The 23,388-nt window shown below is 64.3% G+C and carries 23 protein-coding genes; 4 read left to right on the forward strand and 19 right to left on the reverse strand.

The window, feature by feature from the left end; genetic code table 11:
• Position 1: 1 nt before the first annotated feature.
• Positions 2-958: an arsenic resistance protein gene (locus IAE40_RS03960; protein WP_200602709.1), complete on the reverse strand. Its 957-nt coding sequence runs from the start codon at positions 956-958 to the stop codon at positions 2-4.
• An 87-nt stretch (positions 959-1,045) separates the two neighbouring features.
• Complete coding sequence (locus IAE40_RS03965) at positions 1,046-2,539, reverse strand: methylenetetrahydrofolate reductase C-terminal domain-containing protein (protein WP_197892820.1); 1,494 nt, start codon at positions 2,537-2,539, stop codon at positions 1,046-1,048.
• A 330-nt stretch (positions 2,540-2,869) separates the two neighbouring features.
• On the opposite strand from IAE40_RS03965, the gene IAE40_RS03970 reads away from it, so the two are divergent.
• The gene (locus tag IAE40_RS03970; protein WP_197892822.1) at positions 2,870-3,589 is read left to right on the forward strand and encodes an SDR family NAD(P)-dependent oxidoreductase; all 720 of its coding nucleotides are present in this window, start codon (positions 2,870-2,872) and stop codon (positions 3,587-3,589) included.
• 51 nt (positions 3,590-3,640) lie between these two features.
• Here the strand turns inward: IAE40_RS03970 and IAE40_RS03975 are convergent, their stop codons facing one another.
• The 5 genes from IAE40_RS03975 to IAE40_RS03995 all read right to left on the reverse strand — a co-directional run bounded on the left by IAE40_RS03975 (position 3,641) and on the right by IAE40_RS03995 (position 9,203).
• Positions 3,641-4,819: an acetyl-CoA C-acetyltransferase gene (locus IAE40_RS03975; protein WP_054893536.1), complete on the reverse strand. Its 1,179-nt coding sequence runs from the start codon at positions 4,817-4,819 to the stop codon at positions 3,641-3,643.
• Between the two features lie 215 nt (positions 4,820-5,034).
• Positions 5,035-6,153 carry an agmatine deiminase family protein gene (locus tag IAE40_RS03980; protein WP_200602710.1) on the reverse strand — a complete coding sequence of 373 codons (1,119 nt, stop codon included), beginning with the start codon at positions 6,151-6,153 and terminating at the stop codon, positions 5,035-5,037.
• Between the two features lie 3 nt (positions 6,154-6,156).
• The gene (locus IAE40_RS03985) at positions 6,157-7,251 is read right to left on the reverse strand and encodes an extracellular solute-binding protein (RefSeq protein WP_153772533.1); all 1,095 of its coding nucleotides are present in this window, start codon (positions 7,249-7,251) and stop codon (positions 6,157-6,159) included.
• Between the two features lie 3 nt (positions 7,252-7,254).
• Positions 7,255-8,151 carry an N-carbamoylputrescine amidase gene (aguB, locus tag IAE40_RS03990; protein WP_200602711.1) on the reverse strand — a complete coding sequence of 299 codons (897 nt, stop codon included), beginning with the start codon at positions 8,149-8,151 and terminating at the stop codon, positions 7,255-7,257.
• Positions 8,148-9,203 carry an agmatine deiminase family protein gene (locus IAE40_RS03995; protein ID WP_200602712.1) on the reverse strand — a complete coding sequence of 352 codons (1,056 nt, stop codon included), beginning with the start codon at positions 9,201-9,203 and terminating at the stop codon, positions 8,148-8,150. The genes aguB and IAE40_RS03995 overlap by 4 nt, the downstream gene beginning before the upstream one ends.
• 135 nt (positions 9,204-9,338) lie before the next feature.
• On the opposite strand from IAE40_RS03995, the gene IAE40_RS04000 reads away from it, so the two are divergent.
• Positions 9,339-10,208 (forward strand): LysR substrate-binding domain-containing protein, encoded by an 870-nt coding sequence (locus tag IAE40_RS04000; protein WP_153772530.1) that lies wholly within the window; start codon positions 9,339-9,341, stop codon positions 10,206-10,208.
• Between the two features lie 257 nt (positions 10,209-10,465).
• On the opposite strand, the gene IAE40_RS04005 is transcribed toward IAE40_RS04000, so the two are convergent.
• Together IAE40_RS04005 and IAE40_RS04010 are read right to left on the reverse strand one after the other, a co-directional pair.
• Positions 10,466-10,633 (reverse strand): DUF2986 domain-containing protein, encoded by a 168-nt coding sequence (locus tag IAE40_RS04005; RefSeq protein WP_065862662.1) that lies wholly within the window; start codon positions 10,631-10,633, stop codon positions 10,466-10,468.
• Positions 10,634-10,707: 74 nt separating this feature from the next.
• Positions 10,708-11,964 (reverse strand): D-amino acid dehydrogenase, encoded by a 1,257-nt coding sequence (locus IAE40_RS04010; RefSeq protein ID WP_200602713.1) that lies wholly within the window; start codon positions 11,962-11,964, stop codon positions 10,708-10,710.
• Between the two features lie 102 nt (positions 11,965-12,066).
• Here IAE40_RS04010 and IAE40_RS04015 point away from each other — a divergent pair, with 102 nt between their 5' ends.
• Complete coding sequence (locus tag IAE40_RS04015; protein ID WP_200602714.1) at positions 12,067-12,936, forward strand: LysR family transcriptional regulator; 870 nt, start codon at positions 12,067-12,069, stop codon at positions 12,934-12,936.
• Positions 12,937-12,978: 42 nt separating this feature from the next.
• On the opposite strand, the gene IAE40_RS04020 is transcribed toward IAE40_RS04015, so the two are convergent.
• From IAE40_RS04020 to IAE40_RS04040, 6 genes are all read right to left on the reverse strand, one after another.
• Positions 12,979-13,434, reverse strand: a complete 456-nt coding sequence (locus IAE40_RS04020; protein WP_054891450.1) for a GNAT family N-acetyltransferase — start codon at positions 13,432-13,434, stop codon at positions 12,979-12,981.
• 69 nt (positions 13,435-13,503) lie between these two features.
• Positions 13,504-14,772: a PDDEXK-like family protein gene (locus IAE40_RS04025; protein WP_197891003.1), complete on the reverse strand. Its 1,269-nt coding sequence runs from the start codon at positions 14,770-14,772 to the stop codon at positions 13,504-13,506.
• A 48-nt stretch (positions 14,773-14,820) separates the two neighbouring features.
• On the reverse strand, positions 14,821-14,949 hold the full coding sequence (locus tag IAE40_RS25815; protein WP_267912167.1) for a hypothetical protein: 129 nt from the start codon (positions 14,947-14,949) through the stop codon (positions 14,821-14,823).
• Positions 14,950-15,200: 251 nt separating this feature from the next.
• The gene (locus tag IAE40_RS04030; RefSeq protein WP_197891006.1) at positions 15,201-15,509 is read right to left on the reverse strand and encodes a hypothetical protein; all 309 of its coding nucleotides are present in this window, start codon (positions 15,507-15,509) and stop codon (positions 15,201-15,203) included.
• 350 nt (positions 15,510-15,859) lie between these two features.
• Positions 15,860-16,837, reverse strand: a complete 978-nt coding sequence (locus tag IAE40_RS04035; protein WP_197891009.1) for a D-2-hydroxyacid dehydrogenase family protein — start codon at positions 16,835-16,837, stop codon at positions 15,860-15,862.
• 70 nt (positions 16,838-16,907) lie between these two features.
• Positions 16,908-17,315 (reverse strand): ACT domain-containing protein, encoded by a 408-nt coding sequence (locus IAE40_RS04040; RefSeq protein WP_200602715.1) that lies wholly within the window; start codon positions 17,313-17,315, stop codon positions 16,908-16,910.
• A gap of 181 nt (positions 17,316-17,496) precedes the next feature.
• Here IAE40_RS04040 and IAE40_RS04045 point away from each other — a divergent pair, with 181 nt between their 5' ends.
• Positions 17,497-17,952: a VOC family protein gene (locus tag IAE40_RS04045; protein WP_063545155.1), complete on the forward strand. Its 456-nt coding sequence runs from the start codon at positions 17,497-17,499 to the stop codon at positions 17,950-17,952.
• A 265-nt stretch (positions 17,953-18,217) separates the two neighbouring features.
• Here the strand turns inward: IAE40_RS04045 and IAE40_RS04050 are convergent, their stop codons facing one another.
• The 4 genes from IAE40_RS04050 to IAE40_RS04065 form a co-directional block, all read right to left on the reverse strand.
• Positions 18,218-19,471, reverse strand: a complete 1,254-nt coding sequence (locus tag IAE40_RS04050) for an OprD family porin (protein ID WP_153773861.1) — start codon at positions 19,469-19,471, stop codon at positions 18,218-18,220.
• A gap of 60 nt (positions 19,472-19,531) precedes the next feature.
• Positions 19,532-20,836, reverse strand: coding sequence for a CitMHS family transporter (locus IAE40_RS04055; protein WP_054891438.1), 1,305 nt, complete (start codon positions 20,834-20,836; stop codon positions 19,532-19,534).
• A 95-nt stretch (positions 20,837-20,931) separates the two neighbouring features.
• A complete protein-coding gene (gene dctA, locus IAE40_RS04060) occupies positions 20,932-22,248 on the reverse strand; it encodes a C4-dicarboxylate transporter DctA (RefSeq protein WP_200602716.1) in 1,317 nt (438 codons plus the stop codon).
• Between the two features lie 56 nt (positions 22,249-22,304).
• Positions 22,305-23,384, reverse strand: coding sequence for a 4-oxalomesaconate tautomerase (locus IAE40_RS04065; protein WP_197891013.1), 1,080 nt, complete (start codon positions 23,382-23,384; stop codon positions 22,305-22,307).
• Positions 23,385-23,388 lie beyond the last annotated feature (4 nt).

The following is a 23,388-nucleotide window of genomic DNA, read 5'->3' on the forward strand; positions in this document are numbered from 1 at the left end:
GTCAGGTTCGTACCACTGTCGGCACCATCCGCACGTAGATCAGTTCGCTCACCAGTTCTACCAGTGTCTGGGTAATCACCGCCGCTGCCGCCAGCACCCGCAAGTCTTCCGGCAAGGCCAGCGCCAGCGGCAGTACCACCAGCGAATTGCGGGTCGCGGCGCTGAACGTCACCGCTCGTGCTTCGCGCGCCTGCAGCCGCAACAGCCGCGCCGAGAGCAGCCCCAGCAGCGGTGCCAGCAGCGCGAACCCGACATACACCGGAATCACCGGCAACAGGCGCTGGAAGTCGCCCAGTACTACGGCGATCTGCGAGCCGATCACGGCAATCAGCACCAGGGCCATGGCTGGCACCGGCATCCACGCCCAGGCGTCGTTCCAGCGAGCGATGGCCTGCGAGCGGCGCGCGCCAGCGCTGGTGAGCACGGCCAGCAGCATCGGCAGCGCGATCAGCAGCACGAAGGCCTCCACGAACGGCGCGATGGAGAGTGCCACAGGGTTGTGCGTGCCGAGTATCAGGGCCAGGTACAGCGGCAGCAGGGCCAGTTGCACCAGCAACAGCACTGGCGTGGCGGCGAGGATCAGGCGTGAATCGCCTTTGCCGATGTGGGTGAACACCACCACATAGTCGATGCAGGGCGTGAGCAGTACCAGCAGCGCACCGATCAGGATCGCCGGATGCTCGACCAGGCCGCGCGTGACCGCCCACACCAGCAGCGGTACCAGCACGAAGTTGGCAAGCAACAGTGCGCCCATGAAGCGGCGGTTGCCCAGCCCCTGGCGCAGGTCGAGAAAGGGGATCTGCAGGAACATCGCGTACATCAGCACGGCAATCGCCGGGATCACCAGCGCTTGCAGGTGGCTGGCGGTGTCGGGGGCGAGCAGGCCTGCGGCGATGGCCAGGACCACGGCAGCGAAGTAGAGGGGGATCTGCTGGGTTTCAAGTTGCTCTCGGGTCACGCGGCGGTCCTGTGGGCGAGTGTGGGGCGATGGCCGCTCAGGATAGAGGCTGCCGGGCCCCCTGTGCCAGGGCTTGCCGGGTCGCGCCTACAGGTCCGCGATCTCGGGTTGTGGGCGCTTGGCACGCGCTGCGGGTTGCACTGGGGTGGGCTCGGCGAACCAGCGCGGCCAGGAGCTTTGCTGGCGCCCACCGACCTCGACGCAGGGGATCAGCTTGTCGCTGAGCACGTGCGTCTGCCCGACCGACACTGCCGTGCGGTATTTGCGGCTGTGGATGCATTCGCGGTCGCCGAACTCGCAGCGGTTCAGTTGCGTGCCGCCGCAGGGCCCGTTGGCCAGGCCCTTGGGGCAGGTTTCCGGGCAGATGTACAAGGTGTCTTCGAGCCGGCATTGCCCGCAGGTGTCGCAACCGACCAGCGGCCGCTTGAGGCTGCGCTCCACGCCGTGCAGCACGCGCGCCGCTGCCGGTGTCGACCACAGCGTGCGGCGCACGCTCCAGCCGAATGCCTTGCTCAACAGCGTCTCGCGGCTGAACAGTTGATGGTGCATGGCCGACAGCAAATGGTAGCGAGCCTTTTCCGTAAACGACGCCTGGACCTGGCGCTGGCCCTGCTGCCAGTGATGCCCGGGCGGGTGGAAAGTGACCGGTGCCACGTCGGGCATCTGCCAGGCGGCGTCCCAGGCGCTGCGCCATTGCTCGAGGCTGTTGATGCGTGGCAGCCAGTCCTCCAGGGCTTGTTCCAGTTCGAGAAACTGTTCGAGTTCGTGCACGCCGGAGAGGTTGATCCCGGCGTAACCCAGCAGGCGCAGGCCGATGATCTGCAGGGCTAGGCGCTCGGTGGCGCGCTGCCGGGCGTGGGCCTTGGACACCGCTGCCTCGGCGGCGAGCAGCGCGCGCATCGCGGGGCTTACGGTGACACCCGCCACATGCTCGAGCATCCCGGCACGGCCATCGGTCAGCCCCATGATGCAGGCGAGCATAGGCCGAGGCGTGGGCTGGCGCTGCATCCAGTGCATGGCCTCGCGGTATTTCTGGAAGTCGAAGCCCAGTTGCAGGATGAAGAAGTCGACGCCGGCTGCGAGCTTCTTTTCGGCCTTGAAGTACTGCGCGCCGCCTTCTTCCTCGCGGTATTTGAAGGGGTTCAGTGCTGCACCGAGCAGCCAGTCGGGGCGCGCCTGGCGAACGATCTGCAGGGCTGCGACGGATTCGAGGTAACGCACCGGACGCTGGCCCGGCGTGTGGCCGGGCAGGCGGTCGCCGGTCAGCAGCAAAAGCTGGTCCAGGCCAGCGGCGTCCATCCGCGGTAACTGGGCGAGCAGGTCCTGGCGCTCGCGATCCTTGCCGGAGAAATGCAGCAGGGTCGGGACCGGTGTATCGAAGCTGCGGCAGGCGTCGAGCGGCGACATGTCGAGCGCACTGCCGACCCGGTCGGCGATGGACACCGCCAATGGCCAACCACACAACTGCGCACGCGCCATGATGCTCTCCAGCGCCGCGAAGCGCTGGGCAGAAGGCTTGGGGACGAACTCCATGATGCAGACGAAGGATTGGTCGTTCAGGGCTTGTCTGAGCAGGCTCATGGCGGGTACCGGGTGCGGGCAGGATGGCAGTGTGGCTGGATGGGGGCGCAGTGGGTTGTCTGCAAGCGTACGGCATTGATCTGAAACAGACACGCGGCGCGGTTTACATCTGGATACAAGCCGGGCTTTGTCATCGAGCTGGTGGGCTGCTTGGATGCTGCGCTCTGTGGAGCGAATCTGGTTTTGGCGGGGACCTTTTCGCGGGCAAGCCCGCTGCCACAGGCCCCGCGGCTCTGAAGACTGTGGAGTACCTGTGGGAGCGGGCTTGCCCGCGAAAAGGTCACCGCTGTCCCGGCCTCTTTCCCCAAACCTCGATAAATGGAGTTATTGATGAAGACCCTGGTAATCGGCGCCAGCAAAGGGCTGGGCAAGGCCCTGATGCAAGGCCTGGGCAACCCCGGTGACACCCTGATCGGCGTCGCCCGCGCCATCCCCCCGCATGTCCCCGTCATCGCGGGTATCGACACCCGCTGGATCGAAGCCGACCTCGCTCACCCCGCAGCCGCCGTCGCCACCATCACCGAGGCGGTGGCTGATCAAGGCATCGACACGCTGATCTACAACCTTGGCATCTGGGAGCCCCTGGCCTTCGACCCCGCCTACGATTTTCTCGACGACCAGGACGCCCAGATTGAAACCATGGTCGGTTGCAACATCACCGCGACCATCCTGCTGATCAAACGTCTGCTGCCCCTGTTGCTGCAAAGCCAGCACCCACGCATCCTGCTGACGGGCTCGACTTCGGGCCTGCCGCGCAGCGGGCGTCCGGAGGTGACGTTCGGTGCCAGCAAGTTCGCCCTGCAAGGCATCGCCGACGCCCTGCGTGAGGGCTACCGCGATCGGCGTCTTGGGGTGACCTGCCTGAACCTCGGCTATCTCAATACCGAGGATGGCCTGGAGGTGCCGGTTGCAGACGCTGCGCAGCGTGGCGAAGGGGCACTGATACCGGTGCACGATGTGGTGCAGGTGGTCAGGATGGTCCTGTCACTGTCGCCGGCCAGCTTTGTCAGGGAGCTGAGCTTGCCGGCGATTCTGGATGACAGATTCTGAGATTGATGGTGAGTTCTCTGCGGGCTTGCCTGCGAGGAACTCACCCCAGACTCATCGCTCGATCGTCAACGCGACCCCTTGGCCGCCACCGATGCACAGCGTCGCCAGGCCCTTCTTCGCATCGCGCTTGATCATCTCGTGCAGCAGGGTCACCAGCACCCGGCAACCCGAGGCGCCGATCGGGTGGCCAAGGGCGATGGCGCCGCCGTTGACGTTGACCTTCGCCGCATCCCACGCCAGCTCCTTGCCCACAGCCAGGGCCTGTGCAGCGAAGGCCTCGTTGGCCTCGATCAGGTCCAGGTCGGCCAGCTGCCAGCCAGCCTTCTGCAGGCAGCGCTGGGTCGCCGAGACCGGGCCGATGCCCATGATCGCCGGATCCACACCGGCACTGGCGTAGCCGGTGATCTTGGCCAGCACTGGCAGGCCCAGGGCCTTGGCCTTGTCGACGCTCATCAGCAGCACGGCAGCGGCGCCGTCGTTGAGGCTCGAGGCGTTGCCGGCGGTGACGCTGCCGTCTTTCTTGAAAGCCGCGCGCAGCTTGCCCAGCGATTCGGCGCTGGTGCCCGGGCGAGGTTGCTCGTCGGTGTCGAACACCAGTGCATCGCCTTTTTTCTGCGGGATGTGAATCGGGGTGATCTCATCCTTGAACCGACCGCCTTCGATAGCGGCCACCGCCTTGCGCTGGGACTCGGCGGCAAAGGCATCCTGCTGTTCGCGGGTGATGGCGTACTTGTCCACCAGGTTCTCGGCGGTGATGCCCATGTGGTAGTCGTTGAAGGCGTCCCACAGGCCGTCGGTGATCATGGTATCGACCAGTTGGCCGTGGCCCATGCGCTGGCCAGTGCGGGCCGACGGCAGCACGTAGGGCGCCAGGCTCATGCTCTCCTGGCCGCCGGCGATCACCACCTCGGCGTCGCCGCAGCGGATTGCCTGGGCCGCCAGATGCAGGGCCTTGAGGCCCGAGCCGCAGACCTTGTTCAGGGTCAGCGCCGGCACCGCGTGGGGCAGGCCGGCCTTGACCGCAGCCTGGCGGGCGGGGTTCTGGCCGGCGCCTGCGGTCAGCACCTGGCCGAGGATCACCTCGTCGACTTGCGCAGGGTCGAGGCCGGTCTGCTCCAGCAGGCGCTTGATCACCGCAGCGCCGAGGTCGATGGCCGAGACATTGGCCAGGGAGCCCTGGAAACTGCCGATGGCAGTGCGGGTGGCGGCGACGATGGCGACTTCGTTCATTGTTGTTCTCCGGAAGGCGAAGTGGATCGCGACAGCATCACTGCCCGGGGCTCATTTGAGAAGTTTGTTTTTCTTTGTGATTGATCGGGTTTGCAAATGAATGGGGTGTCTGTGCCAGCCTCATTGCGGGGCAAGCCCGCTCCCACAAGTACGGCGCTGGACCCGAATATATCGGGGGCTGTGGGAGCGGGCTTGCCCCGCGATAGGGCCGGTACTCACACCGCTGGACAATGGCTCGTCACACAATGGATGCCGCCACCTCCCGCCGCAATGGCATCGATATCCAACTGCACCACGTCCCGATCCGGATACAACTCGGCCAACAACGCCCGGGCCTTTTCATCGGCCTCTCGGTCTCCGAACTGCGGGGCGATGACCGCGCCGTTGATCACGAAATAATTGATATACCCCGCCGCGAAATCCGGGTTGCCCTTGTTGAACGCGCTCTTGCGTGGTTTCAGCGGCGGCGACACGGTGTGCACCTGCAACGCCCGACCCTCGGCATCGGTGGCTTGCTTGAGGATCTCCAGATGCCGCAGCGTTACTGCCTGATCATACGAATCGGGGTCGGTGTCGAGGTTGGCCAGCACCACGCCGGGGCGTACGAAGCGCGCATAGAAGTCCACATGCGCGTCGGTGATGTCCTTGCCCTTGATGCCCGGAAGCCAGATGATCTTGCGCAGGCCCAGGCGCGCCTTGAGTTCCTGCTCGACCTCGGCCTTGCTCCAGCCGGGGTTGCGGTTGGCGTTGATCCAGCTGCTTTCGGTCATGATCCCGGTGCCATGGCCATCGACCTCGATGCCGCCGCCTTCGCCGACCAGCTCGCTGCGCTGGTAGGTCGCGTTCGCCCGCGTGGCCACCTGCCTGGCCAGCTTCGCGTCGTAGCGGTGCTGTTGCTTGTCGCCCCAACCGTTGAAGTTGAAGTCCACCGCGCCCAGTTCGCCGTCGTCGTCGACCACGAAGTTGGCGCCGATGTCGCGCATCCAGATGTCGTCCAGCTCGGTTTCGACATAGGTGACGTTGTGGCTGCCGCATTCTTCTTCGGCAATGTCACGCTCGCTGGCGCGGCAGAACACCGTCACCGGCTGGTAGACCGCAATGGCCCGGGCGATGCGACCCAGCGCAGCCTGCACGTCCTCGGTGAAGTCTTCCCAGATCGCGTCCTGGGCGCCGAAGGCTATGTAGGCGCGCTGCTGCGGCTCGCCCTCGTCGGGCATGAACCAGCGGCCCGTCTCGCTGGCGCGGGTGCTGCCCAGGGGCAGGCCGATGCTTGCGGCGGCGCCGAGGCCGGCGGCGATCGACAGGTGCTGGAGGAAGGTACGGCGGGTCGGCATGGGTCAGTCCTGGGCAGTCTTGAAACGGGTCCAGACACGCATGCGCGCGCGCATGTCGGCCTGGGGAATATCCTTGCCCGGAATCAGCCGGGCATAGGTGGCGGCATCGAGGTAGATGTCGGGGTTGTCGCGCATGCGCGCGTCCACCAGCGGGCGGGCCTTGACGCTGGCCGTGGGGTAGCCGGTGAAGGTGCTGATCGCGGCCATGTTTTCCGGGCGCATGACGAAGTTGATGAAACGATAGGCGTACTCCGGGTGACGCGCATCGGCGGGGATCGCCATGGTGTCCATCCACACCGTGGTGCCTTCGCGCGGCACGTGGTACTGGAAGTCGATGGCCTTGCCTGCGGCCTCGGCGGTGCGCTGGGCCTGGATCACGTCGCCGCTGTAGCCCAGCGACAGACAGGTGTTCTCGTTGACCAGCTCGGTCACCGGCTGCGACTGCAGCTTGCGCACGTAGGGGCGGATGCCTTTCAGCAGCTCGCTGGCGGCGGCCAGGTCTTCGCGCCTGGCACTGCGCGGCTCGCGGCCCAGGTAGTGGAGCACCACGGCGAGCACTTCGTCGGGTGAGTCGATCATCGAGATGCCGCAGTCGGCGAACTTGGCCGCCAGCTCCGGTTTGAACAGCAGGTCGAGGCTGTCCAGCGGGGCGTCGGGCATGCGCTCGCGGATCTTCGCCGCGTTGAAGGTCAGGCCGATGGTGCCCCAGGTATAGGGCACCGTCGCCTGGCTGGCCTTGGGGTAGCGCGCGTGCAGGGCGTGCAGGCCGGGGTCGATGTCGTCCAGCGCGGTCAGTTGCCGGCGGTCGAGCGGCTGCAGGCTGCCGGCGCGCATCAGGCGTTCGGCCACGGTGTCGCCGGGAAACACCAGGTCGTAGCCGCTGCGCCCGGACATCAGCTTGGCCTCGAGCACCTCGCTGCTGTCCATGACGTCGTAGATCACCGGGATGCCTGTTTCGGCGGTGAAGCGCTTGAGGGTGTCCTCGGCAAAATAGTCGGCCCAGTTGTACAGGCGCAGGGCCTCTTGCTGCGCCTGGGAGCCGGACGCGCAGCAGGCTAGGGCGAGGGCGGCGAACAGCGCTGATGGACGGCGTGACATGGCTCAGGCCCTCGTCGATTGTGGGGTGCGGCCGTCGAGGGTCATCAACGGTGCGTACATTTCGGGACGGCGGTCGCGGTAGATGCCCCAGCTCAGGCGGTCTTCACGCATGCGCGCAAGATCCAGGTCGTGCAGCCACACACCACTGCTGTCGCGATCGGCTGCGGCGAGCATCGCGCCCTTGTGGTCGCAGATGAACGAGGAGCCGTAGAAACGCATCGACAGCTGCTCGTCGCTGCGCGCCACTTCCTGGCCGACGCGGTTGGCGGCCACCACCGGCAGCAGGTTGGCTGCGGCGTGGCCGCGCATCGCCATCTGCCAGTGGTCACGTGAGTCCAGTTCGGCGGCGCCGGGCTCCGAGCCGATGGCGGTCGGGAATAACAGCACCTCGGCGCCCAGCAGCGCCAGGCAACGCGCGGTTTCCGGGAACCATTGGTCCCAGCAGATACCGATGCCCAGGCGGCCGAAGGCGGTGTCCCAGACCTTGAAGCCGGTGTCGCCGGGGCTGAAATATTCCTTTTCCTGGTAACCGATGGCGTTGGGGATGTGGGTCTTGCGGTAGACCCCGAGCAAACGGCCGTCGGCGTCGGCCACGGTCAGCGAATTGAAGAAGGCGTTGCCGGCGCGCTCGTACCAGCTCAGCGGCAGCACTACGCCCAGCTCTTTGGCCAGCGCGGCGAAGCGGCGCAGCAGCGGGCTGTCGTGGTAGTCCTGGGCCAGCGCCTGGTGGCTGTGGCACTGCTCGATGCAGAAGTACGGCGTGGCGAACAGCTCCTGCAGCAGGATCACCTGCGCGCCCTGGGCGGCGGCCTGGCGCACCAGTTGCTCGGCGCGGTCGAGGTTGGCGACAAGGTTCCAGTCGCAGCTCATCTGCGTGGTGGCGATGCGCAGCAGGCTCATGGACGGTCCTCCGCTACAGGCCAGGCCGGCTGTTGCTGGGTGATGCAGTGAATGCCACCGCCGCCGTGGGCGATGTGGTCGATACGCACCGGCACGATCTCGCGGTCGGGGAAGGCCTGGGCCAACTGACGAGCGGCGGCCTGGTCGGCGTCGATGCCATAGGCGGGCATGATCACTGCGCCGTTGGCCAGGTAGAAGTTGGTGTAGGAGGCGCAGAACACTTCGGCGTCTTTATCCACTGCGGCGCTGGCCTCGAACAGGTCGAGCAGCTCGAAGTGCCGACCTTGGGCATCGCTGGCCAGTTCCAGGGCGCGACGGTTTTCCCGGGCGACGTCGGCGTAGACCGAGCCCTGTTCGTGGGTGGCATCGACCAGCAGCACGCCGGGCCGGGCGAAGGCGCAGACGCCGTCGACGTGGCCATCGGTCATGTCACCGGTGACGTACTGCGGGTCGCCCGGTAGCCAGATGGTCTTGCGGATGCCCAGCAGGCGGGCGAAGCACTCCTCGAAGTCAGCCTTGCTCAGGCCGGGGTTGCGGTTGGGGTTGAGCAGCACCGACTCGGTGGTGATCAGGGTGCCTTCGCCGTCCACGTGAATGGCGCCGCCTTCGTTGCACAGCGGCGTGCTGAAGCCTTCCAGGCCCAGGTGGTCGAGGATGCGCCGACCGAGGCTGCGGTCCAGGCCGTGCTCGGACTTGCCACCCCAGGCGTTGAAGCGCCAGCTCAGGCCGGCCAGGCCGTGTTGCGGGTGAGTGATGAAGGTCGGCCCGCTGTCGCGGCACCAGCTGTCGTCCACGGCCAGTTCGATCAGCTCGATACCGGCGCCGCACAGCGCGCGGGCGCTGGCCATGGCGGACGGCGCGACGACCATCTTCACCGGCTCGAAACGGGCGATGGCGCTGGCGACCCGGGCGTAGTCACCCTGCACCTCGGCCAGGGTCACGCGCCAACCGGACTCCCACAAGCCTTGGTTGTGCGGCCAGATCATCCAGGTGGCGGCGTGGCGGGCCCATTCGGCGGGCATGCGCCAGCCGCTGGCGATGGACAGGTCCATGGTTAGCTCCAATGTATTAGTGATTTTTATCAACGAAGCCCGCCGTCGCGGGTGTTGGTGTCCATGATATGGCTATGAAGCAGCGTGGACTAACGATAGATTTAGCGTATTTCTGATTAGAAAGGCTTATCGATCATGCTCAAGCACTGGCCGCCCCTGAATGCCCTGCGTGGCTTTGAAGCCGCTGCCCGCCTGGGCAGTTTTCACAAGGCCGCCGAGGCCCTGAACCTCACCCAGTCGGCGATCAGCCAGCAGATCCGCAGCCTGGAAAGCTACCTGGAGCAACCGCTGTTCCACCGGACCGGGCGCAGTGTCAGCCTCACCGATGCGGGCCATGACCTGCTCAGCACCACGCAGGTCATGCTGCAACAACTGGCGGTGGGCATCCGCCGGCTGGACCAGTACCGCAAGCCCAACCAACTGGTGGTCAACACCACTCCGGCCTTCGCCCGGCACTGGCTGTTGCCGCGCCTGGCCGACTTCCATGCGCGCTGCCCGGAGGTAGACCTGTGGCTGTTCACCAGCTTCGATGCGCCGGACATGAGCAGCCAGACCATCGACCTGGCGATCCGCGACGACCTTGGCCCGCAGGCCGAGTGCAGTTTCAGCGTATTGCATCAGGACCGTCTGTATCCCGCCTGTCATCCCGCCTTGCCCGAGACCGGGCGCACCACCTTGCATGGCGAACGGGAAATGGACTGGAGCCACTGGCAACTGGAGGGCGGCGAAGCGGTGGGGCAGCAGGGCAAGGGGCTGAATTTTTCCGATCCGGGGCTGCTGCTGGATGCGGCGGGAGAGGGGCTGGGGATTGCATTGGTCAGCCAGTTACTGGCCCAGCGGCTGGTCGACGAAGGGCGCCTGCAAGCGTTGTCGGCGCAGCGCGTGCGCGGCCCGGCGTGGAGCTGCCTGGTGCACCGCGATAGCCAGGACGATCCGCTGGCGCGGCAGTTTCTGGCGTGGTTGCGCGCAGCCTTGGAGCCCCTGGCCCCACCCGTCCCTGTGTAGGAGCGGCCTTGTGCCGCGATCGGGCGCGAAGCGGCCGCAAGCCAGGCAGCCGAAATTTTCCTGATAGGTCTGAGGGCCTGGTTTCACGGCCGCTTCGCGCCCGATCGCGGCACAAGGCCGCTCCCACAGGGGATTGGGCTGGTCTTTAAATTTTGAGCAAGACAGTTGCTTCTACAGGTGCGATGGGCACCTGTAGAAGCGGTTCAGGGTGTTCCTTGGAGCAGCAAGACAGCGCCCGCCAGCTTGCGAAAACACCTTCACTCCTTCACCACCGCCAGCCCCGCCTCCTGGGGTGTTTCGGCCTCCAACTTCAAGCGGTCGGCCTTGCTGATGTACTTGGGCTTGTTGCTCTTGGGCGCCAGCTTGGCGTTGGCTTTCTTGGCGTGAGCCTTCAACAGCTGTTTGATCTTTTTCTGACGATTCATGTTTTTCGCGCCCCTTGAGCGCATCCACTGGCAAAACGCGGCGAGCTTAGCGCTGCCGATCCTGATGGACAAGGTTATCGATGTGCCGCCAACGAGAAGGGTGCATCGCTCTCGTGCGGCCGGCCTTGAAGGATCTGCTGGGTGATCATCTCGCCGCTGGCGCACGCAAGGGTGAAGCCCAGCGCGCCATGGCCAACGTTAAGCCACAGATTCTCCAGCCCCGGCGCCCGGTCGATGATCGGCTTGCCCAGCGCAGTGGCAGGACGCAGGCCCGCCCATGCCTGGGCCTGGCGCAGGTCCAGGGCGGGGAACAGTTCCGCCACCTGTGCCTTCAGGAGGTCGATGCGCCGCTTCGGGGCCTCGGCCGAACGCACGCCCATGTCCACCATCGCGGCGATCCGCAGGGTGCTGCCCAGCGGTGCGTAGACAATCTTGCGATTGGCGTCGGTGACGCTGAGCCGGGGCAGGGCGTTGGCATCGGCAGGCTGCACGCTGAGGCTGTAACCGCGCAGCCCATAGAGCGGCAGGCTGATCCCCAGCGGTTTGAGCAAGCCAACACTGGCGATGCCTGAGGCGATGATGAAGGCGTCAGCCTCAAGGGTTTCGTTACCCAGCTTCAGCGCAGTAATCCGCTTGCCCACCTTGGTGAAACCGCTCACGGCCTGGCCCAGCTTGAAGCGCACATTCGCCAGGCCATCCAGATGACGTTTGAGCCCCTCGCAGAACAACCGGCAGTCTGCGGTGGCTTCGCCGGGGGTGAAGATGCCGCCGGCAAGCTGCCCGACCACCCCTGACAGCGTGGGCTCAAGGTCGCTGCATTGGCTGGGCGTCAGCAGGCGTTGCTGCGACCCCGCCTGTTGCTGAAGTTCGGCCAGCCTGACTGCGGCGCTCAGCGAAGCTTGGCTGCGATGGATGATCAGCTTGCCGGTCTGGCGCAGGTTGAAATCGATCGGTGTCTGTTGCAGCAACTGCTCCAGCAACGCCTGGCTGCGTTGGGACAGCCTGAGCATCTCGCGTACCGTGCGCTCGACCCGGCTTGCCCGGCATGCCCGCAGGAAGGCCAGGCACCAGCGCCATTGCTGCAAATCCAGGCGCGGCTGCAGGCGCAGTGGCGAGTCGCTGGCGAGCAACCACCTGGGCAGGTTGGCGAACACCGACGGGTCGGCCAGGGGCGCCACGTAGTTGTAGCTCAGTTGCCCGCCATTGGCGAAGCTGGTCTCCAGGGCGATATCCTCGTTGCGTTCGACCAGCGTGACCTGAAGCCCTTCGCGCGCCAGGTACAGCGCACTCGCAAGGCCAATGACCCCACCCCCCACGACCACCACATGCATGTGCCTTCTCCTGAACTCGTGCCACTGCGCTCAGTATCCAGCCTTGCCGTTCACGTCCGCCAAGGCCTATAACTGCAGCTTCCATAACCTTGGGCTATGACCATGCGTATCCGTCACATCGAAGTGTTCCAGGCAATCCTGCGGACCGGTTCCCTGACGCGCGCAGCACAGGCGCTCAACATCACCCAGCCTGCGGCCAGCAAGCTGCTGGCCCATGCAGAGGCGAGCCTGGGTTTCGTCTTGTTCGAGCGGGTCAAGGGGCGTCTGCAGCTCACCCGCGAGGCCGAAATACTGATCCCGGCCATCGACAAGGTGTTCCGCGACCTGGACGATGTGCGGCGGCTGTCGCGCAGCCTCAGGCATCAGCCCAGGGGTGCGCTGCGCATCGGCTGCATTCCGTCACTGGGCTTGAAGGTGCTGCCTCACGCCCTGGCTGCAAGCCAGCGCGCCAATCCCGAGCTGTCCCTGGACCTGATCACCGCCCACAGCGATCAACTGGCGCAGGCGCTGCTGGCGCGCGAGATCTCGATTGCCTTCACCTTCAATGCCCAGCCACGACCCGGCTTGAAAGTCATTGACCTGCACGAAGTCGAGCTGGTCTGCCATGACGACACGCAAGACCAGGGGCCGGTGTCACTGGATGCCATCGACCCTGCGCGAATCATCGGCCTGCCGGCCTCGGACCCCCTCGGTGAGCTGGTCCGGCCATGGCTTGGCGGCGTGGACAGCCGCACCCAGGTCCAGACCTACTATGTGGCTTGCGCCCTGGCCCAGGCGGGGGCAGGTATCGCCTTGATCGATGAGTTCACCGCCGACGCCTTGCTCCCGCCAGGGCAACGCGCGCGACGGATCACGCCACGGCTGCCCGTGGTGCTGACAGCGGTGGTGCATGAGAATGCGGTGTTGTCGAAGCTTGAGAAAGACTTCATGGCCTCGGTCAGGCTCATGGCTGCCGGGGTAGCCATAACCTGAACTCATGCTTTGCTGCGTTTGCCTGCCTGGCGAACCAGGCGTTCAGCGCGTTGGACCAAGTTTTTTCTCGAAGTACACCCGGTTGAAGCCGTCTTCGCTGCGCCGTGCGACCTCGACATAGCCAAGCCTGGGGTAGAGGCCGAGGTTGTCGGTCATTCGCTCGTTGGTGTAGAGCTGCACTGCATTCAGCCCGAGTTGGCGCGCGCGGCTTTCGCACAGGTTGATCAGCGCCTTGCCGATACCACGTCCGGCGGCACTGGGCAGCACGGCCACGTTTTCCAGCAGCATGTGGTTGTCGTGGGGGTAGAACACGATGAAGCCCTGCAGGCTGGCCTGCTCGTCCAGGGCCACGTGGACCCAGCCAGTCGCGATCTGGCTGGCGTAGTCGGCCAGCATGGGGGCGGGCTTGCGGCCTATCAAAGGGATGTAGCGGGCATAAGCCTGTTCGGCGCAGGCCTGGATGGCGGATTGGTCGGCGGGGGTGGCGGGGCGGATCATCGTGCGCTCTCCTGTAGGCGGATGCGTGCTGAACCCGCGGGCGCGATCAGGCGCCCGCAGGCTTGCAACCTAGTGAAGATCCTTGAGCAAGGCAACGAGGCTGTGCATTTGCTCCACAGCTTCGGTTGCCGCCTTGGCCGGTGGCAGGCTTTCGCTGCGACGGATGGTGAAATAGCCGTCGTCTTGTGACGTTTTGCGAATGCCGCGCCGTGCCCGTTCGGTGTTGACAATCTCAATCAATGGCTGACGGTATGCGGTTACGACGCTGCTCAAGGAAATATACGATGTGATCACGAAATGGTCGCCTTCCTGGCGGACTTTGACTGCCGCTGGCCACATCCCTCCCAGGTCCGGGTCCAGGAAACGCCCGAACTCCACCAGACAGAAGAAAGTAACCACCCGCCGAGGCTCCGTGACGACATGACCAAAGGCCTCCTTCATTGCACTGTGGAACCTGGCGAACTTGCGTTCTTTCAGGCACCTGTCCCAAACCTGCGGTCGACGCGCATAGAGCTGGAACAAGCGCACATTGGCCTTTGCATCATTGCCCGTCGGCCCGTTGACCAGGGCTGCCAGGTCCTTGGCGCGCGAACTCGGTGCATTGGGGGTGAGGATCTTGTGCAGGGCGTCGAGTGCCTCCTGATGCTTGCTTGCCACCGTGGTGACCAGCTTGCCCAGGCCGTCGCCTTCGGCGATCTCCTCTTCTTCCTGGATGGCCTTGCGAAACTGCGCCAGGGTGGATTTCACGTGAGGCGCGGTCCACTCCAGTTGTTCGATCTGGGTGAGGAATTCGGTTAGCCAGGTGTAGCCGACCGGAATCCACTGGTCGTGCTCCGGGTCGTTCTCGTGGCCGTCGAGGAAGATATGGATGCCGCGGTAGTTCGGGTAGAGATTGTTCAGGGCTTCGTAGTAGGTCTTGGTCTGGTCTTCCCCCTCGTGATGACCAAACTTGTTCTCGATGGCGATGTAAATCTTGGCCGCGGGGTCCAGCGCGAGCACGTCGATATAGCGCTTCTGGTTGCGCAGTCCCAGTTCGGCCTCCGTCATCACCATGAGCGAGGAGAAGGCCAGGGTCTGTACGTTCGAGGCGGCCAGGAAGCGGCGGTCATTGAGGCTCAGGTTTTCGATATGGCTGGATTGCCCTGCCCGGGTCAGCAGCGACTTGATCGCCTGGTCACCCAGCCCGTGACCTTGGGTCGGATCGATCAGCCAGGCGAGGAAGCGGGAGACGTTCACTTCCTTGGGGAAGCAGATCTGAAGAGCGTCGCTGTGGGTGGAAAGTGCGAGCATCCGTTGCACATCCGAGTCGGCGTAAAGAGCGTCGACCAGATATTCCAAAGTCATACGAGTCCTGCAATGAAGGTGGGATGTTGGGAGGGTTTACGATCAGCAAGCCTCGATCGGGCTGCGCTGTTGCTTGAGGAAGTCCAGGCAGTTCTTGCCTGCCTGCACGTCGATGTCACCGCGCTCGATATCAACGCATACGGCTTTGAGTGTTCTGACCGGTTGTTGCATCGGCGGGTCCTGTATCCGATGGTGGAAAGGTGGATGGAGGCATTGTGCCACTAATTTTATATGCCGTGCCATTTTGGGCGGTTGCGCTGCCAGGACCTGTAGTTGCATCGATGATTGCGTGATACGTATCACGGTACGTTATATGGCTCGTGGGAGCGCTGGTGCGCCGTTGCGACTTGCCCGCAAAGCAGAGACCGCGGTGTATTTTTCGCGGGCGAGCCCGCTCCCACAAAGCGTCGGTGCTGGGCGGCTCAGTGAACGGCGCTGAATCCCGACTCCGGCACCTGTCGCAACGCTCCGACCAGCGCATCGGCCTGCCCGATCGCAACTTCAAGGCTGCGCATGCTGGCACTCATCAACTGGCGCACCTCGACGTCGGCACAGGTATCGTGGGCATGGTACGCATCGGTATAGGCGTGGAGCATGAAGTGGCAGGCGTTGGACAACACCTCCTCGATGGGGACCAGACCTTCGAGGATGGCGGTGGAGAGGGATTTGCCGGCGGGGACTGCGAATTTGCGGAGGAGATTTTCGGGTGGGTCGGGGACGATTTTTTTCATGACAGCTCCGTGTAGGTTGAACTGCATCCTTTCGTTTCCACACGTTAGGGTGGCAGCTGTTCACGGGGTGGAAAGCCGGGTACACGGAAAACCCCGGTAGGTCCGAAGACCTCCCGCGCACAGCTGCCATAAAGGGCTGCCGCTTTCCATGTATCCGGGTTTCCACACCCGGTCGCTGAACACCAGCGACCGGGGAAGCCTATGGGCCAGGCTTCCCCGGGACAATCAGACGGGAGTCGACAGGTTACGTAGGGTATTTCCCTGTGGCCATTGCTCTCTGTCAGACGCGGAGTAGTCCGCTGTAGGAATCAGCCCTTTATCGCGGTGCTTACGGCAAGTCCAGGCTGTGCTCAGCGGCCGCGCTCCAGCGCATCCGGATTGGCCACGTTCATCGGCGCACCCTCGAAAAACGCCAGCACATTGTCGAAAGCATCACCGAAGTACAGCTCGTAACCCGCCTTCTCCACGTACCCCAGGTGCGGCGTGCACAGTACGCGCGGGTGCTGGAGCAAGGGGTGGGCAGGGTCGAGCAGCGGTTCGCTCTCGTACACATCCAGAGCAGCAAAGCCCGGGCGTCCATTGTTCAGTGCCGCGAGCAGGGCACCCGGGGCGATCAGCTCGGCGCGGCTGACGTTCACCAGCAGGGCATCGGGCTTCATGTGTGCCAGGTCTTCGCCGGTCACGAGGTGGCGAGTGCTGTCGGACAGGCGCAGGTTGAGGCTGACAATGTCGGCTTCGGCGAAGAACGCCTCGCGCGAAGCTGCAGCCCGGTGGCCATCGGCCTGGGCAGCCGCGCGGCTGCTCTCGCTGCCCCACACCAGCACCGGCATGTCGAAGGCCTGGGCGTAACGCGCCAGGCGTTGGCCGATCTTGCCGTATCCCCAGATCCCCAAGGTCTGCCCCGCCAGGGCCTGCCCCAGGTTGACCTGCCAGCGCCCTTGCCTGAAGGCATCGATGGCCGGCACTAACTGACGGCGGGCGTTGAGGATCAGCGTCCAGACCAGCTCAGCCGGCGCTACCGGCGAGCCGCGGCCTTCGGTCACGACAACGCCGCGTGCGGTGCAGGCAGCCAGGTCCAGGTGGCTGGATACCTTGCCGGTCTGGCTGATCAGCTTGAGCTTGGGCAACCGGTCGAGCAGCGCCGCGTCGATGCGCGTGCGTTCGCGGGTGAGCACGAGCGCGTCGGCATCGGCGAAGCGCTCGACGAGCTGGTCCTCGGTGGCCGGTTGCAGTTGGTGGAGCACAGTGACCTTGTGCTTGCCCAGGCGGGCGAAGCAGTCGAGCGTGCTGATCACATTCTGGTAGTCGTCGGGGATGACAATGTGCATGTGCGGCGGTCCGAGCGGGTCTGGGGAGGTCAGACGATAGCCGAATTCGCCAGCGGTGCACGAGCCCTCTTCAGTGTGTATCGCCACCGCGCGACAGCGCCTGGAGGACCGCCATCGCCTGTGCGGCGTCGTCACTGGCGACAAAGATATGGTCGTGATAATAGGCGGCGATCACGTTGCAACTGATGCCCGCTTCCCCAAGTGCGCTGGCGAAGGCCGCAGTGAGGCCGACGGCATCGAGCGCGGAGTGAATGGTCAGGGTGATCCAGGCCGCGACGAAGCTGTATTCCAGGCCCAGCGCATCGGCGCGTGAACGGTCGAGTATCGCGGTCAGACCTTCCTGCTCGCGGAAGCTGCCGAGCACTTCGCTGCCCTGCAAAGCTGCGCTGTCGGCCACGGTGCAGAACACGTATTCGCCGGGGTTGAGTTTGGGGCTCATGCCGCGCAGCAGCGCGGTGATGGATTTTTCGCCTGACATGGGGGAGCTCTGTGTCTGAAAAGTTTGCCAGTGTGCCTGGCCCGCACTGATCAGTAGAGCGAATGTTGCTGATAGCCGATTAGCCTGGCTTATGTAAACAACCATGGACGCAGGGTTGCGGCCTGTGGAAGATTGATTCCCCTTTGGCGCCAGACTGTTCCCCCGCAAAGCGAGTCAAGCAATGGATCTGAAATTCAGTCATGTCGATGTACTGGTGAGCGACCTCGAGGCCGCGTGTGCGTATTACGCACGGATACTCGGTGCGCGGATCTCGAAAACCCAGGTCTGGGAGCGCGGCGGCCTGCATGTGCGCTACGCCGTGGTGCTGATGGGGGCGGAGCGTTTCATGCTGGTCCAGCCGCTGGCAGGCAATCTCAAGACGCTGCTCGAGACCCAGGGCGAGGGCACCATCTACCGCCATTGCTATTCGACCCCGGACATCGAGGTGGTGTACGACCAGCTGATGGCACAAGGTGTTCAGCCCGAGGACGAAAATGGCAACCCGCTGGCCCGAAATGACCTGCAAGCGCCGGGAGGCGGGCGGATCATCTGGCTACCCAAGCAGTTCGGACATTTTTCGATCGAGATCCTCGAGGCCGAGGGGCTGGAGCGCTTTATCGAAGAGGTGTTTGCCTGAGGCACTGTCGAACTCGGTCGTTCACCGCAAGATCAGTGGGCGATAGGCGAAGCGCCTCGTAACCTTGGCGGTGTCGATCGATAATTCACGCACTTGTGCCGACGACTGCCCTCCCATGAGAAACGACACCCGTCTGGCGCTGCCGCTCGAGCGCCTGGGGAGCGTGACCCAGGCGCAGTTGGCAGACGATTTCGAACGGCGTTACCCGGGCCGTGTGCCGTTGGCCGAAGCGTGATTTGCCGGTATCGATCGATACCGGCACCGGTCACCAAAGCACGATATCGTAGGTCAGGTAGAGCCGATTGCTATCGCGGCCACGGGCGAAATCCGAGCGGTACACGTAGTTGCGCAGTTTGGCACCCAGCCCCTTGAACGGTCCGGATTGCACAACGTAGGCCAGTTCCGCGTCGCGCTCCCATTCGCGCAACCCGTCTTCGCCTGAACGGTGGTTGTCGCCACTCAGGTAGCGGGTCATGAAGGTCAGTCCCGGCACCCCTGCGGCAGCGAAGTTGTAGGCATAGCTGGCCATCCAGGTCTTCTCGTCTTCCTCGATGAATTTTCCGATACCGACGTTGCTGAACGAATACACGGTCGCGCCGCTGATGTAGGGCAGGCCGGCGTCGCCGCGCAGCACCTGGTAGCCGGTGCCGAAGGCATGGCCGCTGTGGCTGTAGGTCAGTTGCCCGCTGAGCATGTGGTTGTCGATGCGTCCGGCCTGAGCCGCGCCCTCGTCGCGACTCCTGAAATAGCGCAGGTCGCTGGCAAGTGTGCCACCGGCCAGCGGTAGGTCATGCTGGATGCCGGCGAAGTCCTGGCGGTAGAAGTCGCTCAACTCACCGTGGAAATAACTCAGGCGCAGTTGCTTGCTGACCGCGTAGTCGGCGCCGCCGTAGCTGAAATCGCCGGATTCACGACCGCTGTAGCCGTCCACAAACAGCCCGGTGCTGTTCGATGAGTCGCGCTGCTTGAAGCGATCCAGATGCCCGAACGTGAGGGTGAGGTTGTCAAGGTCGTTGCTGACCAGTTGGCTGCCCTGGTAGGTCTGCGGCAGCAGGCGGGCGTCGTTGTAGACCAGTACGGGTGTCTTGGGCAGCAGTGTGCCGTGCTTGACGACTGTCTTGCCCAGGCGTGCCTTGGCAGTGACGCCGGCGCTGGCGAATTCTTCGGCGGCGTGGCCGTCGTCGTGTACCGGCAGCAAGCCGGTGCCACTGCGTCCGGGGCCTGAGTCCAGGCGCACGCCAACCAGGCCCGATGCGTCGATGCCAAGCCCCAGGACACCCGGGGTATAGCCGGATTGATAATCGAGCAGAAAGCCTTGCGCCCATTCCACTCGCTCGCTTTTGGCGTTGGCGGCGGCGCGGCTGCTCATGCCCTGTTCGTCACGGAAATTCTCGTTGAAGTAGACGTTGCGCAGTTGCAGCTTCAGTGTGCTGTCGTCGATGAAACCGGCAGCGTCGACAACAGGCATGCAACCGCAGAGCAGGGCACAGCCGGCCCCTCGCAGAACGATTCGAGACATGATCGGTACTCTAATGTGGGACGCGCAGAAGGCGGGCGCCAGTGGGCGCCGCGCAGCGGTTCAGACGAAGAACGACAGGGCGCCGGTGAGCAGCGCCAGTGCGGTGATCACCAGTGAGGTCAGCACGGCCCATTTCACCGTGGCCTTCTGGAAGTCGCCGATGTCGCGGTCGACCATGCCCACCAGCAGCAGGGTCGAAGCCACCAATGGGCTCATCAGGTGCACCGGTTGGCCGAGTACCGAGGCCCGGGCGATCTCCACCGGATCGATGCCGTAGGCTGCCGCAGCGTTGGCCAGGATCGGCACCACACCGAAGTAGTAGGCATCGTTGGAGAGCACGAAGGTCAGCGGCATGCTGGTCAGCGCCACCACCAGCGGGAACCAGTGGCTCCAGGCCTCCGGGATCCAGTCCACCAGCGTCTGGGCCAGCGCATCGACCATCTTGGTGCCGGAGAAGATGCCGGCGAAGATGCCCGCTGCGAACACCAGCAGCACCACGGTCATGGCGTTGCCGGAGTGAGCGAGGATGCGTGCTTTCTGCACCTCGAGCTGCGGGTAGTTGATCATCAGTGCGGCGACGAAGCCAATCATGAACAGGATCGCGGCGTGCATCAGGCCCATGACCAGGGCGCTCATCACGATGATGACCAGCACCAGGTTGACGTAGGCCAGGCGCGGGCGCTTGTGCGGGTTATCGCCGAGGATCTCCTTGATGTAGCAGTTGCCGCCCCCGGACTCCAGCGCCACGTTGCCGATGCGTCGGCGTTCGGCACGACCGAGCAGGAACGCGGTGAATACCACCCAGGCGGCACCTCCGATCACCGTCGGCAGCATCGGGATGAAGTATTCGGTCGCATCCAGGCCAAGTGCGGCGATGGCGCGGGTCGCCGGGCCGCCCCAGGGGCTCATGCCGCTCATGATGCTCAGCGACAGCATGGAAATGGTGGCGAGGATCATCGGGTTCATGCCGATGCGCTTGTACAGCGGCAGCATCGCCGCGCAGGTGATCATGTAGGTGGTGGTGCCGTCGCCGTCGAGGGCCACCAGCAACGACAGCAGCGCGGTGCCGATGGCGATCTTGATCGGGTCGCCATTGACCCGCTTGAGGATCTTGCGAATCAGCGGGTCGAACAGGCCGGCATCGATCATCAGGCCGAAGAACAGGATGGCGAACAGTAACAGGGCGGCCGATGGTGCGACCATTTTCAGGCCGTCGAGCATCATCTTGCCCAGGTCCGGGGCGAAGCCGCCGATGATGGCGAAGACGATCGGCACCACGGTGAGTGCGACGATCGGTGACAGGCGTTTGCTCATGATCAGGTAGGTGAAGGTCACCACCATGACCAGGCCAAGGAGTGCAAGCATGGGTCGTTTCTCTTGTTTTTATTGTCGTCATGGTCGCCTGGCGCGCAGGCGTCCGCCAGCCCCCGCCCGAGGCGGGGGATCAAGTGAGGTGAATGTCAGTGAGTACGATGGGGTGGGGTTGCAGCCTGGGTAGGCTGCCAGGCCTGCTCGGCCGGGGTGTCGGCTTTGCCGCTGGCCAGGGTGCGCATGAGCGTTTCACGGTCGCAGGCGTTCTCCGACAACGAAATGACCACGGTGGCCACCGCGTTGCTCGCCAGGCTGGTGAGGGCTCGCGCCTCGGACATGAAACGGTCGATACCGATCAGCAGTGCAAGGCCGGCCAGCGGGATGTCGTGGATGACCGTGAGGGTCGAAGCCAAGGCGACGAAGCCGCTGCCGGTAACACCTGCAGCCCCTTTGGACGACAGCAGCATGATCGCCAGCATGGTCAGGATCTGGCCGAGGCTCAGGTCGATGTTGCAGGCCTGGGCGATGAACACCGCGGCCAGCGACAGGTAGATCGCGGTGCCGTCGAGGTTGAACGAGTAGCCGGTCGGTAGCACCAGGCCCACCACGCCTTTCTTGCAGCCAAGAGCCTGGAGCTTTTCCAGCATGCGTGGCAGCACCGGCTCCGTGGACGAGGTCCCCAACACCACCAGGAACTCTTCGCGCAGGTAGCGCAGCAGCTTCCACAGGCTGAAGCCATGCGCCCGGCAGATGCCGCCCAGCACCACCATGACGAAGAAGGCGCAGGCGATGTACAAGGTGCCGATCAGCTTGGCCAAGGCACCGAGCGAGGTGATGCCGTACTGGCCGACGGTGAAGGCCAGTGCGCCGAAGGCACCAATCGGGGCGAAGCGCATCAGGTAGCCGAAGATGCGGAACACCATCTGCGACGCGGACTCCAGCACCTCCAGCACCGGCCTTGCGGATTCGCCCATGGCTGAGAGGGCGAAACCGCAGAGCACGGCGATGAACAGCACCGGCAGCACTTCGCCTTTGTCGAAGGCACCGATGAAGGTCTCGGGGATGATATGCATGAAGAAGTCCACCACGCCCAGTTTGGCGGCGGAGGTGGTGTATTGGCTCAGGCCCGCAGTACTGAGGGTCGCCGGGTCGATGTTCATGCCCACGCCTGGACGGAACAGGTACACCGCGACCAGGCCGATGATCAGGCTGACCACGGTCAACACCAGGAACAGTAACAAGGTCTTGCTCATCAACCGACCCAGCGAACGGCGGTCGGTCATGCCGGCGATGCCGGTGACGATAGTGCAGAACACCACGGGCGCGATCATCATCTTGATCAGCTTGATGAAGGCATCGCCCAGCGGCTTGAGCGCAACGGCCTGTTGCACCCAGAAGTGACCGACCACCACGCCTAGCAGGACGGCGCAGAGAATCTGAAAGTACAGCGATTTCATGAGTTTCATAAGGCATCACCCATTATTGAAGTTGTGCGGATGCGCTGGATGGAGCTGGATCGGGCTTAGCCCGCGAGTCGCCGCGTGGACGGTGCGTAGACGAACCCCGAGAACAATCGGCGTGCGGTGCGTACCACCGAGGCTTGCAGTGTCTGGCCATCGGCACCGGAACGCGACAGGGCGATGTCGATGGCGCCGCTTGGATGCTCCAGACGGACTTCACGCAGGGTCAGGGCCTGTTCACCGAGCAGGTCGCCGATCACTGTGCCGGGGCTGACACAGGCAGTGGCCAGTCCGATCGCACCGGTGATCGCCAGCGCGCGGTGGCAGCTGTGCGGCATGAAGTAGCGAACCTGCAGAGTGCCATCGAAGCGTGGTGCGGATACCACGACCGGCTTCGGGATCACCATGTTGCTTACATCTCCCAGACCCATGGCCCGGCCGGCCTTCAGCCGCAGGGATTCGAGGCGTTTGAGCAGCTTTGCATCGGCGTCCAGTCGAGGCGGGCTCTCGCTGCCCTCAAGCCCCAGGTGACGGGCGTCGACGATCATCATCGGCATGGCCATGTCGATACAGGTGACTGGTACGCCATCGATCACCTGCTGGGACTGGCCAGTGGGGAACAGGCTGCCGGTCTTGCTGCCGACGGCATCGAGGAATGTCAGGTGCACAGGGGCCGCGGTCCCAGGAACGCCGTCGATGGCGGTACGGCCCTCGTAGCGCACGATCCCGCCAGGCGTCTGTACCAGCGAGTTGACGAATGTGCCGGTATTGAGGTTGCGGATGCGGACCAGCGTCTGGCCGTCGTTGCCCTTGACCAGCCCTTGTTCGATGGCGAAGGGGCCGACCGCGCAAAGCATGTTGCCGCAGTTGGGCGCAGTATCGACACGGCGCTCGGCAACCATCACCTGCACGAACAGATAATCGACATCGGCATCGGGGTGCAGTGAGGGGCTGATGATCGCAACCTTGCTGGTCTGCGGGCTGCCGCCGCCAATGCCGTCGATTTCCAGTTCATGGCCCGAGCCCATCAGGGCGATCAGCATCTCGTCGCGCTCGACGATATTGGACGGCAAGTCCCAGGCATGGAAGAAGGGGCCCTTGGAGGTCCCGCCGCGCATCAGCACACAAGGAATTCGTTGCATGAAG

This window comes from Pseudomonas sp. S44, assembly GCF_016624805.1.
Lineage (GTDB): Bacteria > Pseudomonadota > Gammaproteobacteria > Pseudomonadales > Pseudomonadaceae > Aquipseudomonas > Aquipseudomonas machongensis.